The sequence below is a fragment of the Clostridium beijerinckii genome (assembly GCF_036699995.1).
In the GTDB taxonomy this organism is placed as follows: domain Bacteria; phylum Bacillota; class Clostridia; order Clostridiales; family Clostridiaceae; genus Clostridium; species Clostridium helianthi.
Genome location: NZ_CP144906.1, coordinates 5,068,873 through 5,088,437 on the forward strand (window position 1 = coordinate 5,068,873; position 19,565 = coordinate 5,088,437).

The window sequence follows — 19,565 nt, forward strand, 5'->3', positions numbered from 1 at the left end:
AAGTGCATAACCTATATTTATAATTTCTATTAAATATATGAACTTAAAGTTTTAGAAAATTTGTAAATATACTTATCTAATAAGTTAACCCTTTATTTTTGATATCTATATATGTAACTAAACTTTTCACTTTATTTCATTACCATCTATAAGAAAGTAAATGATCCAGCTACCTTCTTATTAATAAATACTGCTAATAGCTTCGAGGCTATTTTACTTTTATTTTCTTTACTCCCTCCTTAATGATTCTACTGGATCCAACCTTGCAGCTTTATTTGCTGGTAGTAAACCTGCTAATGTACTTATTACAATACTTACGGTAACTCCAAGTATTGCGTATTCTCTTTTTATTAAAACCACACTTACTGCAAATAGTTTATTTGACATGAGATTTATTCCTCTCATGATAAAATATGCACCTATTAAACCTATTGCGCCGCTAAAAAATCCTATTAAAAAAGCTTCTGAAACAAAAATTCTACGTATGTCTTTTGCTCTGGCTCCAATTGCTTTTATTATTCCTATTTCTTTAGTTCTTTCTACAACACTTATGTACATAACAACTATTATCATAATCGCTGATACAATTAAAGATATTGCTGCAATTCCTGATAGTACATATGTTAATATATCTATCATTTGATTAAACATAGATGCCATTTGTTCCTGAGATGACTGTGAATAACCAAGTTCATTAACCTTTTGTTTAATTTGAGGGGTATATTTGCTATTTGTTGTGTTAACATAAACCACATTAGGCTTCAATTTATAGCCGTTATCTGAATATAACTTTTCTAAATCAGCATAATTTAAAAAAGCAGATTTCATATTTGCAGTTAAATCTCCACTTGTTGTTGTATAAACACCACTTACAATAAAATCCCTATTTAAAATCTTTTGATTTGCAAGTATGCGTAAATTCACTTTTTGCCCGATAATATCTTTCCCCAAATTATCGCTTAATGCTTTATTAATTAATACTTCCCCATCTTTAGGTAATGTTCCAGTTTCAACATTAGATGCCGTTATATTTGAAGATATTGTTGAAACATTCATTAAATTATTAGTTTTATTATTGTATACTAACGAATTTGCCCCAAGAGAAATTATACTATAACCCCTTTCCACAGAAGATACATTTTCTATTTTTGATAATGTATCAATATCGCTTTCTTCAAATGGTTTAGTAGAATTAACATCCGGTTTCTGGACTGTTGTAACATCTAAATTTATATCCTCATTTTCTTCACTAGGCATATTAACTTCTATTACTAATGGATTTACATAATTATTCATAGTCTTATTAAAATAAGATTTCACCCCATTGCCTAATGACAGCATTAAAATTATGCTCATTATTCCTATACTGCCTCCCACAGAAACAAGTATATTACGAGGAAGTTTTTCTTTCATATTAACAAGTGCTAGTTTTGCAGATGATATTAAACTAAGATTTTGCTTTTGCTTTCTAATATTATCTTGTTTTTCTATATTAACTTCATTATCTAATTCTATGACCTTGTTATCATCAATTATTTCTCCATCTGATATTTTAATTATTCTACTTGAAGCGGATGCTACTCTTTCAGAATGAGTAACCATAATTACTAGCTTTCCCTTTTTAGCAATATCCTTCATTATTTCTAAAACTTGAATTGTAGTTTTTGAATCTAGACTACCCGTAGGCTCATCAGCAATAATTATTTTAGGATTATTTATTAAAGCTCTAGCTATTGCAACTCTTTGTTTTTGACCACCTGATAATTGACTTGGTTTCTTATTTATATGATTCTCTAAACCTAAATCTCTTAATATTTCTTTTGCACGTTTCAATCGTTCTTTTTTTCTAACATTAGATAGTGTCATTGCAATCGTAACATTATCTAAAACAGATAGATGACCAATTAAATTAAAACTTTGAAAAATAAATCCAACTTCATTTTTTCTATATTTATCAAGCTCTTTTCTTCTTAACTTTTTAATATCTTTTTCATTTACAAGTAATTCTCCTGAAAAATCAGAATCTAATCCACCAATTAAATTCATTAGTGTAGACTTACCACTACCTGACTCTCCTATAATAGAAACTAACTCTCCAGCATTAAAAGATAGATTAATATCATTCAATACATGAAATTTGTCATTATCTTTTAATCTATAATACTTATTAATATTTCTCAACTCTAATAAAGCCATTTTTCGTATACTCCTTGTTGATTTTATAACTATATATAACCAAACTAAGACCTGAACTTATGCGTATACTTCGCCGAAATCATAAATATTTTGATTCCGAAAAGCTATGAAAATATCGCTGAAGGTTCTAAGCAGCAGGTTGTATCCACTTTAGCATGCTCCAACTTTCAGTTTGACAAGCTAAAATGGAACAACCTACAGCTAAGAACCTTTAACAGCTCATTTTCAAATGTTTTCTCCACAAATATATTTATAATTTCTAGTGAAGATACAAACTTAAAGTTTTAGCAACTTTGTAAATATGTTCATGTAATAGGTCTAATTCTTAATTGAGTTATCTATGGATAAACAATAATTTAAATTCTATTTTCTCAAAATTATCTTTTTCAATAGTCTATATTCTTTTGTTATGTATAATCCTATAGCGTAAGTTATAGTTCCAATAATAAATTTAAATATTGCACTTACTAACATATTGTTTATTACTATTTTGCTTATTAATATATATCCTCCAACCATTAATACACCGATAATAAGAATGTTTTTTAATTGTAATAAAAATGAAATAAAGCTTTTTTCAAATACATGCGTTATAAGTACATAGAAACATTGGATAAAGTTTAATATAAATGCTATAACTAATCCTAACGATAATATAATTAAACTTCTATTCATTATCCCTGTAACTATTGCACTTACAGTGAATATTGCTGATACTACTCCTGTAGAAAATAATTTATTAACATACCCAGTAGCTTGAAATATTGATCCAATACTTGATAATACCATTTGTATCACAATTGTTATTGATAATATTTTAAATATTGGTATTGATGCGTCCCAATTAGGACCATACATTATGCGTATTATTTCATTTGCAGAAAAGAAGCAATATACGGTTATAAAAATTCCTAAATAAGCAAGAACTTTTATAACTTTTATATATGTTTCATAAATTACGTCCTTTTGATTTTGATATTCAGATAATACTGGATGTAATACGGGTGTTATTACATTTGTTAAATTTTGTACTGGATAAAGCATAAGTTTATAGGATTTATCATAATACCCTAAAGTTGATGCACCTAAGAACTTACCAATTAATATGTTATCTAGATTCCTGGTGAAATAATTTATAAAATTAAATAAGAATTGAAAGCTTGAATAATTTTGTATCTTTTTTATTGAACTATATGAATAACCTCTATTTATTTTCAATTTACATATTCTAAAACATAATATAAAAATAAATAAACTTTTTAATATTGAATCGAAAACCAATGAATAATAAGAGAATCCTTTAAAGGCAAGAGATATTGTAAAAATACCAACTATTACATTTACAATTATATTTATTATTCCTACTTGTTTAAATTTTTGAGCTTTATATAATATAGCATTTGGTACTATATTACATATAGAAAATAACACAGAAAAAGATAATAATCCTCCTAGTCTTATATATATCTTATCATTATAAAAATAAGCTATAAAATAAGAAAAAAAGTAAAATCCAATTGCTATAACTATAGATCCAATTACTGAAAACTTAAATATATCTGAAACTTCTTTTTCATCTAAAGACTTATTTTGTATTATAGCAGGTCCTATCCCCATATCACCAAGCATATTGAAAAATGATATAAATACAGTTATTACTGCAATTATGCCAAAATCTGCTGGCATCAATAACCTAGCTAACACTGAATTTATAATTAACTGTGCAAATATATTACTATATTTAGATATGAACGTAATCATTATTCCACTTTTTAAATTTGAATACTCTCTCATTATTCCTCCGGTTATAAATACTTACATCATGCATCTATTATTTTTCTATAATTTGAATCCACTGTTTAATAATATTATCTATCTTAAAATCTTTAGCTCTTTTTACAGATTCTAATGACATACTTGTTCTTTTCTCATCATTTTCTATTAACGATATAATCTCATCAGCGAATTTGTTAATATTATAATCCCCAACTAAAACTCCATTTATGTTAGGCTTGCTTATTATTTCTTTAGGACCAGAATTATCAAAAGCCACTACTGGCAATCCGCATTCCATTGCTTCTGTGATAGCTAATCCAAAGCCTTCCCATCTTGAAGTTGAAACAAAAATTGAAGATTCCAAATAATGATCTTTAACATTATCACATTGACCAAGCAATATTACATTATTTTTTAGATTATACTTTTCAATATGATTTATCAGACTTTCTCTATCAGGACCTTCTCCAACTATTTTTAAAATCCAATCACTTTTCTTTTTGTGAATTATATTAAAAATTTTAATAAGAAGATCTAATCCCTTTTGCTGCTCTAGCAATCTTCCAACAAAAATTATACTTTTCTTATCGCACGAAGATTTTTTATTACATTCAAAACTTAAAGGGTTATAAATCACCTTGCAATCTATTCCTAACTTTTCTTTATATTTAATCTTGTCATCATAAGTTAAAACTACATTACAATTTAATTTTGGTATATATCTTTTAAACAACTCGTCTTGCTTCCAATAATATTTGCCCTTATTATTTAAATACGCATCATAAGAATTATGCATCCATCCTATAGTCTTACCATTTAACTTATCACTTATTTTTCCAAGAACTATACTATAATAACCTTCTATACCTATGATAACATCATAATTTCTTGTATTTAGATAATTTATAAACCTATCTTGAACTTCATTAGGACAATATCCATAAAGCAATAAATCACTCATAACAGAATTGTTTAAAATTCCAGTTATAGAATTCACCTCTCTAGAAATCTTACAGATAACTTTGTTAGTAAACTTCTTATGTAACAGCCCCGAATTAAACTTTATACTTACATTAGAATTCAAATTATACATTTCTCTATTAACTTTAAAAGTTCTATCTGTACAAATTACATCTACTTTATTATTTTTACTTAATTCACTAGCTAAAACAGATACTACTCTTTGAACTCCTCCCAAATTAAAAATTGTGGTAGTTATAAAACATATTTTCATAGTTTCTCCTTATAAAGGCACATGAAAGAAAATAATGAACCAAAGATGCGCTGAATATTTCGTTTCAGACAAGGAAGTAAATTCATTTCATAACAATGCCTATTAACTAAATTTGCTGACGAAGTATACTGCGAAATAAGCAAACATACTAGTCTATTATTTTTTTTATTGTGCTTGAGTACATACTAATATTTTCTTAACAAAGCCACTCTACCTTAAATCTATCATCTATCATCTATTTTTTATTTTCTTCAGAACTGGGTATAAACCACAATTCCATAAAAATAACTTTAATTTATCGTCTTTAGATATTTCCTTTAAAAATAAAAAATCTTTATTTTTCACACTTAATTCATCATACTTACTTTTCTTAAAACTTTTTAGATTATTCCCCTCATGTGCATTAGTGTAGTGAGCTATAAAATGAGATAGAACTTTGACTCTAAAAATGTTTAAGCTTTTCTTATCTACTTTTATATTTTTATCTTCTATATAATTTATAATACTACTCATAGCAAAATAGTAATCTTCTGCGAGCTTAGCATTTTTCTTATGAACTGTTGATGTTGCTCTTTGTCTATAGTAATACAATGGTTTATCTATGAAAGCTATTCCCTTGCTAGAATGTATTGCTTTAAAAACTGGAAATGCATCCTGAATATATCTATGAGGTTCAAACTTAAACTTAATCTGTTTCAATAATTCAGTTCTAAAAAACTTATTCCATAATTGACCTTGCAATTCATAATTCAGCATAAGATTCATAACCTCATAATTGTTATATATTTTTCTTGGATCTACTCTATATTTCTCAATATAGTTTCTGCTATCTTTTTCATCATAATATACGTAATATTCACTTATTACTATATCCACATTAACTTTTTCTGCTCTATTGTACATATTCTCAAGCATATCTGATTCTAAAAAATCATCTGGATCAATATATATAGTATATTCACCTTTTATACAATCAAATGCTGTGTTTCTAGCAACAGATACACCTTGATTTTTTTGATACAATATAGTGAAATCTTCAAATTTATCTTCATAATCTTTAACTATATCCATAGTTTTATCCGTTGATCCATCATCAACAATCAATATTTGCAAATCTTTATACGTCTGCATTAAAAGACTATCTAAACATTCTTTAATATACTCTTCAACATTATAAACTGGAATAATAACACTTATCATATATTTGTTCTCCTTGAACCGCTAAGATATTCTATACTAAATTATTTATTACCACTTTTTTGATTATTATCAACATTCATATATAAGTTTTCCAAGTTTCTTGATATTGCCATAGCACTAAAACCTGATTTTATAATATCTTCAGAGGTATCCTTTCTACTATATCCATCTTTATATTTCAGAATTATCTTTGCCCATTCCTCTGGTGGACTATCTAAAGAAAGAGATTTCCAATAATGAGTTATTTTTATTTCATTGCTTATAGCATCAGAAGCTACAGCCATCAAAGCTGCGGCTTGAACTTCTATTCCAACCACTGGAAGCCCCTCATAATGAGATGGGAAAACAAATATATCAGACGCTTGTAGAATGTTATGAATTTCATTACAAAGTCCATAAAATATTACTTTATCCTCTAAATTCAGTGATCTAACCTTATCCTGAATCTTTTCTTTTAATTCTCCCTCTCCAATTAGCAATAGCACTGAATTACTATATTGCTTATTCACAGAATTAAAAATATCTATTAAGAAATCATGGTTTTTTTGATAGCTAAAGCGTCCCACATGAGTTAATACAAATTTGTCTTCCAACTTTAATTTTCTTCTATATTCTTCTCTTACATTTTTATTATAAATAAACTTTTTTTCATCAATACCATTATTTATAACCTTGGCTTTTTCATCTCTTACATCTTCCTTGGAAAACATCCATTGTGCCGCATTAGTTGAGCATGCAAATTCATAATCAACTACATATTTCCAAAGACTTCTTATAATGTTCTGTATTCCTAAATGTAAATGATAAAACCTCTTATCTCTGCTTATTCTATCATTATGTGAATGCATAATAATTGTAGGTGTTTTACATATCTTAAAAACAACTGCTTCAAAAAAGCTTTTTGCACGATCCCCGTGTATATGTACTACTGAATATTTTTTATCTTTTTGCAATCTATATAAATCCATAAAAGATTTCAGCCTTTTAATCCCAGTATTTTTTTCTAGACATATTATTTCTCCACCCATTTTCTCAACACTTTCATCATAGAATTCAGTTTCTTCTTTATTCTTATATACTACATAATCAAATTTAATTTTATCTAAATGCATATTTCTATTTATATTTAATATAAAGGCTTGAATTCCTCCAGCTCCTAATGAATCCACAACTTGGAGAACTCTTAACGTTTTATTTTCCATAACAACCTTCCTTCATCTGATATCAGGCACTATAATCCTCATTCACATATATGAAATTTCGTTTTCTAAGATTCATGAGTAAATTCTTCTCATAAAATCACTCTTAACTTATAAATAGATAATTAATTTTTATCTTATTCTATACTAGCAGTAGTACATTCTTGCGAATCACTGTCTATAATGTTGTTTCCTAGATACGTAGCAATCACAGCAAAAGTAAAGCAGCCTGTTACATCCGTAAATATAGCTTCTGCAGTAGATGCTATTAAAATATATAATAGCAGCAAAAATGCCGCTGATTGAATTTCTCTGTTATACTGATATCTTTTCTGTATTGATTTAAATATATTCAATATAATCCATAAAAATATAATTAAACCCAAAAAGCCAAATTGACCATATACATAAGGCCAAAAAGTATCACCAATATACGAATGAGCGGTTTCCTCTAATCCACTAACTAAATTTATTCCATATTCATAATATATAGGTGAATAATAATCTCCGGATATTTCTGATGCAAAGGTTCCAAAACCACTTCCAAAAGGTATATATTTACAAGCTAGTTTATAACCTACTATAAATAGCGCTGGCCGAGCAGCTGTAAGATAATATGATGCATATTCCATTATTTTGTTATATGTCGAGAAGATTCCTATGACAGCAAGTATCAATATATATCTTATTTTTATAGATTTAGCATATTTCATAACTAATTTCATAAAGAAATATCCTAATATGAATACAAATGCTTTATTTCTTAATGTAAAAAACAATATAGCTATTGATTCAAAAATAATAAAATTATCAAACTTTTTTCTATTATCACTTAATATTACACATAAAAATATTACAATAGCTGAAACCAAATATGTTGGATGCTGATATAGAAATTTATAACTTCTTATTCCATATCTTATATCTGATGACATTCCTATATCATGAATTATGTTTAAAATCAAAAAAGTAAATATTACATTTACATAAATTCTTGATCTTTTTGCTACCTTTTCTAACAATAAATCTTTATCTATATCATTTGATACAATTAGCGTAAATGTGTAACAAACTACAAATTTACTTATAGCTAAAATATCTTTATATATGGCAATCTTCTCTGGTTGAATTTTATGCATTACGTTTCCTGCTACTCCTACAAGTAGCAAACAAAAAAATAAAATTATAGATTTAACTTCACTAGAATACATGCTTATTTTATTTTTTCCATTAAATATATAAAAAACTGATAGAATTATCAGCATAAATGTGAATAGCTCATCAATATACCCCAATTGTGGAATATACGCAATTAGACAATTTTGAAAGATAAAAATATCAAATAATACATTCAAAACGAAAAGCATCTGTTACTCCCTTCTTAGGCATAATCAAAAAAATAACAAATCCATCTGCTAAGCCCATTTCCCATTATGCTATGTTAGCAGATTACCTAATAGCCCGCTATGAGACCAATCTGCTTCCTTGCCTAATGAAAATAATCATAGCATTTTGGACTTGTTATTTTTTTATATGACTGAATTTAAAGTTCTATATATAGATTACCCCAAAGTTGAAATTATATATTCATCTTTGGATAAATATAAAGAAAATAACAGATTAAAGAGACGATATATATCATCTAATAGAGAAGAATTTGACTGTCATTACAGTTCTTTAATAAGTTTAGCGGGAACCCCACCGTAAATCCCTTTATTAACAATGTTTTTAGTTACAACTGAATTTGCAGCAACAACAACTTTGTCGCATATATTTACTCCACGTGTAATAGTAGAATTACACCCAATCCAAATATTATTACCTATATTTATTTCTTTAGTATTATAGCCTTGAGATATTATTGGCTTATCGCTAATATCATAGCGATGATCATGATCAAAAATCCCTATATTAGGTCCAAATAAACAATCTGATCCGATACTTATTTTTTCTAAAGATACTACTTTATTATTAGTATTAAAAAATGTATTCTCTCCAACATAAATACTTCCATTTATACATTCGAAGCTGCAATAATCTTCGATATAAACATTATTGCCAAGAGATAATACATTTCCTTTACTTATTCTTATTTTTACACCTTTACCTATATAAAGTGATTTTAAATTCTTAATTTTAAACTCAATTCTATTACTATATCTTATTTTTAATACAATAATTCTCATTAATGATCTTAAATACTTAATGCCTTTTCCAATCATCATTTATCTCACCTAACTTAAATTATAATCAAAAAAATAACAAATCCATCTACCAATCCTGTTTTCCATTATAGAGGGAACTCGACTTGTTACGCTCCATGAGTAAGCGATTCACACCAAATCATAGATTTTGGTTCTCTTCTTACCAGCAGATTTTACTAATAGACTCGCTATGATCCCAATCTGCTTCCTCACATAATGAAAAATAATCATGACATTTTGGACTCATTATTTTCTTTCATTGCTTAAAATTTCTTTATATTTTTTAAGATGCAATTTAAAATATATCTCTTTATTGAATTTATTATTGAAAATTTCAAAGCAATTCCCCTTCATATAAGAATATTTTTCTTCATCTTCATATAATTCAACTATTTTTTCTTTAAAGCCTTCAATATCTTTAGCCTCTACTAAATATCCATTATATCCATTTTCTATTTCTTCATTTGTTCCATCTATATTGGTAGCTACAACTGGAATTCCTTGTGAAAATGCTTCTAGCGGAGTTAGAGGTAAACCTTCTATATAGGAACATAGTAATAATACATCTATATATTTTAGGTATTCTATAATGTTATCCTTAGCTCCCAGCGGATAAATATAATCTTCTAATTTCTCTTTCCTTATAAGTTCTTTAATATTGCTTAATTCTGGTCCATCGCCTATTAATACAAACTTTATTTTTTCATTTTCTAATGCAGTACTTTTTGCTATAGAAATAAAATCATAAACTCCTTTATAATCTACTATTCTACTTACTTGAGCTGCTATAAAGTATCCTTTTTTCTTTAGCTCTAAAAGCTTATCATCAACTTCTTTACTATCATGCTCAGTTTCTACAGTGTTATATATAGTTTTTATATTCCTTTCTTCTAAACCAGCCTTTTCAATTAAAATTCTTTTAGCTGCTTCACTTACAGTTATTGTTTTAATACCTTTTAAAGATACATTCGTTAACTTAAACTTATCTTCTATACATAAATGTTGAGTATGTATTACTTTAACTTTAGTAATTTTCGATATTAATTTAGCTAATAATGTTGTCATTCTATGATGACTATGAATTATATCTATATTTTCTTTTTTCACTATCTTATATATAGCTATTAAGTTATTTAATATAACATCAGGATTCTTGGAATCTGTATTTAAAATATTGTAGTGTTTAACTCCCATCTTTTCTAAATCCTTAGTTAATTCACCACCCATACTTGCAACTATAACTTTATTACTACTATTGAATAATTTACATAGTTGAATAATACATTTCTCAACTCCTCCAAGACCCATACCTCTGTTAAGATATAATATATTCATCAATAATCTCCTTTATTTATGAATGCTGGTCTACATTATCTGGCCGATTACATTATCAAACTTTCTAATGAAGTCATTTTTATTAGAACTATATGTATTACATTTTGCCGATAATTCTTTATAATTACTTATTACGCTACATAAATCTTCTATATCATATACTCCAATGATCTTTGAATTTTTATCTAATCTTTTGGTAAAAAGTATTTGATGATCATCAACATGTTCATCAAACTCTGGATCTCTTGGCACTACAATTGGAACCTTATTATATTGGAGAGGATGAAATATACTTCCTGGTCCTCCGTGAGTTATGATTATATCACTTTTTCTCACATATTCATCCATTTCATCATATCCAATCATTTTCTTGTATTCATAATTTTTAGGCTCATAATTACAGTACCCAACTTGAGCAAATACTTCTTCTTTAATATCTCCACTTTCAATTAATTTATCCAATTGGATAAATAATCTTTCCATACCTTGTTCATGTGTTCCTACTGTTACAAATATCAAAATAATCCCTCCAATACTTGTCCTCTTGGGTAAAACTTCTTTTGTTCTTCCCATTGTAATATAAATAAATCGCTTATAGGATAAACTACCTTCCCCGTTATAGTTGGTTTTTCTATCCTATCATACACTTCAATATAAACAACTTTTGCACCAAATAATTTCCCAATATAGAAAAATGGAATTGCAGGCGCTGCACCAGTGCTGACAATTAAATCTGGTTTTTCTTTAAGTAATATTTTTATTGATAGAAATGTATTTTTGATTAAATTTTTTATATTTCTATTGGTGGGAAAATAGCACCAATATTTTTTTTCATCTTTAAGTATTGATTTAGAATCTTCCTTTTCAAAGGTTACCCAAAATCTCTCCTTATCTTTCCACCACTCTTTTAATTGGATTAAATGAGTTAAGTGACCACCACTTGATGTTATAAAACATACCTTCATAATATTCTCCTCCTTAACCATTTAAAAATTTACCATGCCATGGTTAGCATTCTTTAATCTATGAGTTCAGATGGAGTCACCATGTCCATCTGAAAAGTTTCATTTAATTACCCTTGCTATATTACCATTGCTGTTTTTACTTTACTTAAAGCTTTTTCTTCTAAATTCAATACAGATTTTCTTCCAATTGAATAATAATCTATTTGTCTTTCTTTAGCCTCTTTAACTTTATAACAATTTCTACCGTCAAATATAATTGGAGTATACATAAGCTTTTCATATACACTTAGATCTAAGGATTTAATTTCATTCCACTCTGTAAATATGAATGTCATATCTGCATCCTTTAAAGCTTCTTCTGGAGTACTTACGTACTTAACATCAGTGTATATCTTTTTGAAATTCTCAACTCCAACTGGATCATATGCAATTATTTCAGCACCTTCATCTAATAATCTTCTTACATTTGGTATAGATGGAGCTTCTCTTAAATCATCTGTTCCAGGTTTAAATGTTAATCCAAGCACAGCCACTTTTAATCCTCTTAAACTTCCAAATTTATTCTTAGCTTGTCTAAATAATTTATATTTTTGATTTTCATTTACTTCTATTGTTGCTTTTATTGTTTTTAATTCATATCCATTGTCATTTGCAAGCCAATGAAGTGCCTTTGTATCCTTAGGGAAGCATGATCCGCCATATCCGATTCCAGCATTTAAGAATTTATCACCGATTCTTGGATCAAAACTCATTCCTTTAGCTACATCTTCAACATCTGCTCCAACCATTTCGCAGAAGTTTGCTATTTCATTCATAAATGATATCTTAAGTGCTAAAAAGTCGTTTGATGCATATTTAACCATTTCTGCACTTCTTCTATTCGTAACAACAATTGGTTGATTGTAGCCCTCATAAACCTCTTTTAAAAGTTCTTCCGCTTTTTTAGATTCAACTCCTATTACAATTCTCTTTGCATATAAAGTATCGACAACTGCGGTTCCTTGCGCTAAAAATTCTGGGTTTGACGCTACTTCTATTTGAATATTATTTTTAACATTTTCCTTTAAAAACTCTTCAATTCTATCATTAGTTCCTATTGGTACTGTTGATTTAACCACTACTAAACAATCTCTTTCAGCATTTTCAGCAATTTGTCTACATACATTAAACACATAATCTAAATTTGCTGATCCATCTTCTCTTTCCGGAGTTCCAACCCCTATGAATATCAAATCAGCATCTTTATAAGCATTTTTATAATCTATTGTAAAATCTAATCTACCTTCATCGTGATTTCTTTTTAAAAGTTCATCTAATCCTGGTTCATATATTGGTGAAATTCCTTGTTTCATCATTTCAACTTTACTTTTATCTATATCAACGCAAGTTACATTATGTCCAATTTCCGAAAGACATGCTCCAGTAACTAAACCTACGTATCCTGTTCCTGCTACTACTATTTTCATACTTACCTCCATATATTCCGTAATTCTAATTGATTAAATTTATTTGCTCCCATATTACCCATAGCTTTAGAGACAATAGATTTAAATTTATTATTTCCTCTAATGCGCCCTATTAATGTATAATCAAAAAATAACACGTCCATATGCCTAAAGTCACTTAACTTGCATGCTTGTCTCCAAACAGCACAAAAAATGTTTTAAATATTAACTTAATATCAACTAAAGTATTTCTTTCCCTTACATACTTAATATCTAGTTTCATCCAATCTTCAAAATCAATATCATTTCTTCCTGATACCTGCCAGTAACATGTTAAACCAGGTTTTACTTCAAGCCTTGTCATCATCCAATTATCAAATTTTTCTACTTCTTTTGGAAGAGATGGTCTAGGTCCGACTAAACTCATATCACCTTTTAGAACATTAAACAATTGTGGAAGTTCATCTATGCTTGTCTTTCTTATAAATTTACCTATTTTAGTTACTCTTGGATCATCCTTCATCTTAAACATAGGTCCGCTCATCTCATTTTTATGACACAGCTTATCTTTTAGCTCTTCGGCATTAGCAACCATAGATCTAAATTTATACATTTTAAATACATTACCGTCTTTACCAATTCTTTCTTGCGAAAAAATTACAGATCCTTTTGATTCAAGCTTAATTAAAACTCCAACAATCAAGAATATTGGACTTAAAACTAATAACCCAAATGACGAACAAAGTATATCTGTAATTCTCTTAAAAAAATAATATTTACCTCTATTTTCTACTTTCTCTTGAAACACAAATTCTCTCTTACTAATTTCTACTTGTTGCATTTTATCACCATCCTATCATAATTAATTATTAGCTAAATATTTTAACTTTTTTAATATGTGTTCACTATGGTAAATAACAACATTTAATAATTACTGCTTTATGTAATTAGACCTAAACCGACAATTTATTGCTTTTCTCTATTCTCTGTATTAAATATATTACAACGAACCTATAGTAAGTTTCAACGCACAATAAACGCTATATTAAGCAATAAAAAGGTTATTTGCTAATATAGCGTTTTATGACAAGTATTTAATTTATTTTCTTTTTTATGGCAGTCATATAATTTAAGAACTTACGCATTCCCCCAAAACTCAAAATAAATTCCATACAAGCTCTGAATTTACGTAAAATTAACCAAAATTCTATCTATAATAATTTGAATTTGCATGAATATTTCTTTATTAATACAATCTATATAATCGTGCTTCATATGGTCTTAATATAAATTTTGTCATATCCTCATGTTTATCAACTTCATAATTTGAAAGAAGTAATTCTTCATATTTCAATTTTTCTTCCTCATAATAAAACTTTACATTTTCTTCTGATATATTAGTAATTATTATATATTTTTGATTATTTGAAGTTCTTGTATAAGCATATATTTTATCATTCTCTTCTAATATTATATCATACCTGCCATATACTAAAGCCTTATTTTCTTTTCTGATTTTTATCATTTTTTTGTAAAAATTCAATATAGAATCAGTATCTTTTAGCTGATCTTCTACATTAATTTCTTTATAATTCTTATTTACTTTTATCCATGAAGTTCCTGTAGTAAAACCACCATTATATGTACTATTCCACTGCATTGGTGTTCTTGAATTATCTCTCGTAGTCGCTTTCACAATTGCAAGTGCTTCTTCTTCTGATACCCCATTTTCTACTCTCTCTTCGTAACTATGCACTGTTGAAATATCATCAAAATCATCAATATTATCATAATCTGCATTTGTCATTCCAATTTCTTGTCCTTGATAAATAAATGGGGTTCCCATTTGCATGAAATACATTAAAGCTAACGCTTTGGCACTTTCTTTCCAATATCCTTTATCATTTCCAAGCTTTGATACACATCTTGTTAAATCATGGTTTTCAAGAAATAAAGCAATCCAACCATCTTTATAAACAGCGTCCTGCCATCTAGATAACGTCTTTTTAAAATCCACTAATAAAGATTTTTCAGCATTATCCATATTCCATAAATGCATATGTTCAAATTGAAATATCATAGAAAACTTCCCTTTTTCATTTCCAGACCACTCTTCCAAATCATTTACTGTTACACCGCTTGCTTCTGCTATAGTAAATATATCGTATTTATCAAAAGTATGTTCTTTTAAATCCTGCAAGAGAACTTCTATACCCGGCTGCTTCATATGCTTATCAAAAGATGGAACATACTTCAAATTATCTGGATTTGGCATATCACTGTAATCACACTTTTTAATATGACTAATTGCATCTACGCGAAATCCATCTATCCCCTTATCCAGCCACCAATTAATCATTTCATAAAGTGCATTTCTTAAATCTTCATTTTCCCAATTAAGATCTGGCATTTTCTTACTAAATAAATGTAAATAATACTCATCACCATCAGAATCATATTCCCAGGCTGAACCTCCAAATATACTTGCCCAGTTATTTGGTTCTAAATTCTCTTCATTATATGTAGATTTTTTACCCTTTCGCCAAATATACCAATCTCTCTTTGTATTATCTTTTGAACTCCTTGCTTCTATAAACCATGGATGTTCATCTGAAGTATGGTTTATAACCAAATCCATAATTAAACGCATTCCTCTTTTATGAACTTCCTTTAATAAATTATCAAAATCCTCCATGGTACCAAATTCCTTAAGAATTTCTCTATAATCACTAATATCATATCCATTATCGTCATTAGGAGACTTGTATATTGGACTTATCCAAATTAAATCAATACCTAAATCTTTTAAATAATCTAATTTTTCAATTATTCCTTGTAAATCCCCTATTCCATCTCCATTAGAATCTTTAAAGCTTCTTGGATATATTTGATAAGCTACTAACTCCTTTTGCCAATTCATAAATTTCCTCCCAAATAATTAATTATTTTAATTAAAATTTCTTATAAATAACAGAAACATAGCAATATATTTTCATTATAGTGTAAAATAAATTTTTTTCGTCCTTCCTTTTACACTAAATTATTGCTATGTTTCCTTTTTTATTTTCAAAAGCTTAATCGAGGTATAATTCTAAAAACATCTTTGATAGCTTTACATTTATTATTTTTATATACCTTAATATTAATCAAATCTAGTTTGCTACTAACTCAACATTATCAATTTGTAAGTTTGTCCATTCTTTGCCATCTTGTATAAATGAGATTATTAAAGTGCCATTAGTAACAGTGACTTGTTGCGAAATTTCAACATAGGAATCTCCATGTGGAATTTTAATCGAAGCTGCCTCTCCTCCAAAACCTGATAATTCTAATTGCGATGATGTAGGATTTCCAGTATTTTGTTTAACCATTGCTTTTACTGTATAAGTTCCATTAGTCAACTCAGTTACTTTTTGTTGTAACATTTGTTTTCCTTGCCCCCAAAAATAACATTTATTATTTCCAGCAAAGACATCTTGATCATTAACTCCAAATCCATCTGGATTAGCTGCTACCCAGCCTGTTGTATCACCTGTTTCAAAATCTCCATTTGTTATTTTTCCAACTGATTCTGGTATGTTAGATGAACTTGCGCCTTCGCCCTGCTTAATAACCTTAGCTTCCTTTGATACAACATTTCCGTTCTCATCTAATAACTGAATATCATCAATTTGTAAATTAGCTTCGCCATTTAAAGTAGATATAAAGTTAAAAGCTATATTTAATTTTCCATCCTTAACATCTATGGTTCCTTCTATTTTTCTATAATTATCGCTATGTTTTATATTAACTTTTTCACTCTTATCTCCAGAAGTTAATTCCATAGCTGCATAATCTGGAATCCCTGTATTTTGTTTTACCATAGCCGTTACTCTATATTTTCCATTTTTTAATCCTACAACTGTTTGATCAATCTTTTTGGTATAAGGCTTATTATCATAGAAATATAACTTATTATTTCCAGATGCTGCATCTGTGGAATCTAAGCCATAACTTCTTCCGGATATATTCCAGCCCATAAATCCATCTTCAAAACCTGGATTTGTTAATTGACCTTGAACGCCTATTATATCATTATTCTTATCAATATTCTCAGAACTTAATTTTTTTAAATAAATCATATCCCAATATTCCAAAGATGGTACTGTAAATTCTATATAATTTCCTTTTTCATCGTTTCCTTTTGAAAATTCTAAACTTTGTGATTTACAATCATTAGCATCAGGTGATGCTAATGAAACACTTTGAATATCTTGGGTTACATAATACTTAACCTTAAAATTTTCTGCTTTAGTTGGCTTAGATTTCGATCCATCAGCAGCTCTCCAAGTATTATCAAAAACACCTAAAAGATTTACCATTTGAATAACATCATAATTTGAATCTTTTTTTCCGTAAGTCCATATTTTATTAGCTTCACCTATATTACTATTCTCATAACCTTCAACTTGGATTTCATTATTACTATTTATTTGTCCATCTCTTAATAAGTTTTCATAAGCAACTATAAAGTCATAATATTTTCTTTCCCTTGCCTTTAACTCTTCATCCATAACAACATTTCTATTGGGGAAATACTCTTTAGTAAGCATTCTTGTATCATCGCCCAGCTCAAGTCTAGATCCACCTGCTGCAAAGACTGAAGCCCCTGTTAATAGCACTGAGGAAGTATTAAATTTTCCAGGCTTTTCTTCACTATGTTTATCTCCCAATTCATAATTCATATATGCCGGCACTATTAATGATCTTCCTTTTGTCTCAGTTCTTGCTTGGTCTACAATACCTTTTAAGGAATTATATGTTATAATTCCATCCCAAGGCCATACTTCTGTATATGCACCACTTACATTACTACTATTTACATCTTCGTGCCCCTTATTTCCAACTGGATTAAATAATATATATTTGTCAGGAAATTCTTTCTTAGCTGCATTAATAAAATCTTTAAAAGTAGTTGTAATTGATACTGGTGTCCCATCTGCTTTATACACTGTTCCAAAATCACCTACAGTATCCATATGCCATCCATCAAAATCAAATGCTTCAAAAACTTCCTTTTCCCTTGCAAAGAGATAATCCTGCCATTCTTTATTTGATGGATCCATAAAGTAAAGCGCATCTGTTTCCCAGCCGCTAGGCATTGCCATAGTCCACTGTTCTCCATCAGTTCCACTTGGATCCTTATATAAACCCCATTCCTTTTTTACACCATCATTTTCATATCCTTGAGTCGCTCCATATATTAAATTGTATTGCATTGAAGAAATTCCTGCTTCATGACCATTCTTAATATATCCTTCTATTGTTGATTTATATACATCATGTTTTGATAAATCCTGCCATATATCTTCAACATTTGAACCTTCACCTGCTATAGGATCATGATGTTTGTCTTGCCAATCATAATATTGCAGACCATTTATATGGAATTTTTTCAACTGATCTATTATATCTTTTGTATTAACACTTTTCTCATAATTAGTTAGATAACCGTATCTAGGAAATTTAAGCCAATTTGAGGAGACATCTACAGCTGTTGATGATGACTCTATGACTTTTCCTTCAGAATCTTTACACGTTATTTCAAGTAAATAGCCTTTAAAATCCTCATTAGGAACTGTCCAGTTTATGAATAAATCTTTATTTTCATCTTTTTCAATTGAAAAATTTTGAGTTACTGTACTCCCAACTTGTGTATCAAGATGCTTTGCCGATAGCTCTATAGTTCCATTGGATATTTCATTTCCTGTATAATTGACCAAATTAATTTTTACACTTACATTTGATCCTGGATTATACATAGATTTATCTGTTGAGACATCATATAGTAAAAGCTTTTGATTAAAGGCCCCTTTCTCAGAAGTATTTACTATAGGCATTTCTATAAAATCAGAATTTGCATATGCGGTATTTGATATAATTGATACAGTTGATAGAATTGTAGTTGACATAAGTGCTAAACTACATAAAATTTTTAATTTTTTTCTTGACTTTCTCATATTTTCACCATC

The 19,565-nt window shown here is 28.3% G+C and carries 14 protein-coding genes; all 14 read right to left on the reverse strand.

The features are described 5' to 3' along the window. Positions 1–228 precede the first annotated feature (228 nt). A complete protein-coding gene (locus tag PZA12_RS22895; RefSeq protein ID WP_017212091.1) occupies positions 229–2,196 on the reverse strand; it encodes an ATP-binding cassette domain-containing protein in 1,968 nt (655 codons plus the stop codon). A gap of 363 nt (positions 2,197–2,559) precedes the next feature. Then, positions 2,560–3,990: a lipopolysaccharide biosynthesis protein gene (locus PZA12_RS22900; RefSeq protein WP_103698824.1), complete on the reverse strand. Its 1,431-nt coding sequence runs from the start codon at positions 3,988–3,990 to the stop codon at positions 2,560–2,562. Between the two features lie 37 nt (positions 3,991–4,027). Next, positions 4,028–5,206: a glycosyltransferase family 4 protein gene (locus PZA12_RS22905; RefSeq protein ID WP_017212089.1), complete on the reverse strand. Its 1,179-nt coding sequence runs from the start codon at positions 5,204–5,206 to the stop codon at positions 4,028–4,030. 231 nt (positions 5,207–5,437) lie between these two features. Continuing rightward, entirely contained in the window at positions 5,438–6,406 is a 969-nt protein-coding gene (locus PZA12_RS22910) for a glycosyltransferase family 2 protein (RefSeq protein WP_017212088.1), read from the reverse strand. Positions 6,407–6,447: 41 nt separating this feature from the next. Beyond that, the gene (locus tag PZA12_RS22915) at positions 6,448–7,608 is read right to left on the reverse strand and encodes a glycosyltransferase family 1 protein (RefSeq protein WP_017212087.1); all 1,161 of its coding nucleotides are present in this window, start codon (positions 7,606–7,608) and stop codon (positions 6,448–6,450) included. Positions 7,609–7,742: 134 nt separating this feature from the next. After that, the gene (locus PZA12_RS22920; RefSeq protein ID WP_242836922.1) at positions 7,743–8,744 is read right to left on the reverse strand and encodes a hypothetical protein; all 1,002 of its coding nucleotides are present in this window, start codon (positions 8,742–8,744) and stop codon (positions 7,743–7,745) included. Positions 8,745–9,272: 528 nt separating this feature from the next. After that, a complete protein-coding gene (locus PZA12_RS22925) occupies positions 9,273–9,830 on the reverse strand; it encodes an acyltransferase (RefSeq protein ID WP_242836921.1) in 558 nt (185 codons plus the stop codon). 225 nt (positions 9,831–10,055) lie between these two features. After that, positions 10,056–11,144 carry a glycosyltransferase gene (locus tag PZA12_RS22930; RefSeq protein ID WP_017212084.1) on the reverse strand — a complete coding sequence of 363 codons (1,089 nt, stop codon included), beginning with the start codon at positions 11,142–11,144 and terminating at the stop codon, positions 10,056–10,058. Between the two features lie 30 nt (positions 11,145–11,174). Beyond that, positions 11,175–11,663 carry a PssE/Cps14G family polysaccharide biosynthesis glycosyltransferase gene (gene pssE, locus PZA12_RS22935; protein ID WP_103698825.1) on the reverse strand — a complete coding sequence of 163 codons (489 nt, stop codon included), beginning with the start codon at positions 11,661–11,663 and terminating at the stop codon, positions 11,175–11,177. Next, positions 11,660–12,109 carry a PssD/Cps14F family polysaccharide biosynthesis glycosyltransferase gene (gene pssD, locus PZA12_RS22940; RefSeq protein WP_023974317.1) on the reverse strand — a complete coding sequence of 150 codons (450 nt, stop codon included), beginning with the start codon at positions 12,107–12,109 and terminating at the stop codon, positions 11,660–11,662. The genes pssE and pssD overlap by 4 nt, the downstream gene beginning before the upstream one ends. 116 nt (positions 12,110–12,225) lie before the next feature. After that, entirely contained in the window at positions 12,226–13,575 is a 1,350-nt protein-coding gene (locus PZA12_RS22945) for a UDP-glucose dehydrogenase family protein (protein WP_103698826.1), read from the reverse strand. Between the two features lie 157 nt (positions 13,576–13,732). Next, on the reverse strand, positions 13,733–14,395 hold the full coding sequence (locus PZA12_RS22950; protein ID WP_077867924.1) for a sugar transferase: 663 nt from the start codon (positions 14,393–14,395) through the stop codon (positions 13,733–13,735). A gap of 405 nt (positions 14,396–14,800) precedes the next feature. Further along, positions 14,801–16,474: a glycoside hydrolase family 13 protein gene (locus PZA12_RS22955; protein WP_103698827.1), complete on the reverse strand. Its 1,674-nt coding sequence runs from the start codon at positions 16,472–16,474 to the stop codon at positions 14,801–14,803. Between the two features lie 232 nt (positions 16,475–16,706). Then, complete coding sequence (locus PZA12_RS22960) at positions 16,707–19,553, reverse strand: glycoside hydrolase family 66 protein (RefSeq protein WP_103698828.1); 2,847 nt, start codon at positions 19,551–19,553, stop codon at positions 16,707–16,709. Positions 19,554–19,565: the final 12 nt, after the last annotated feature.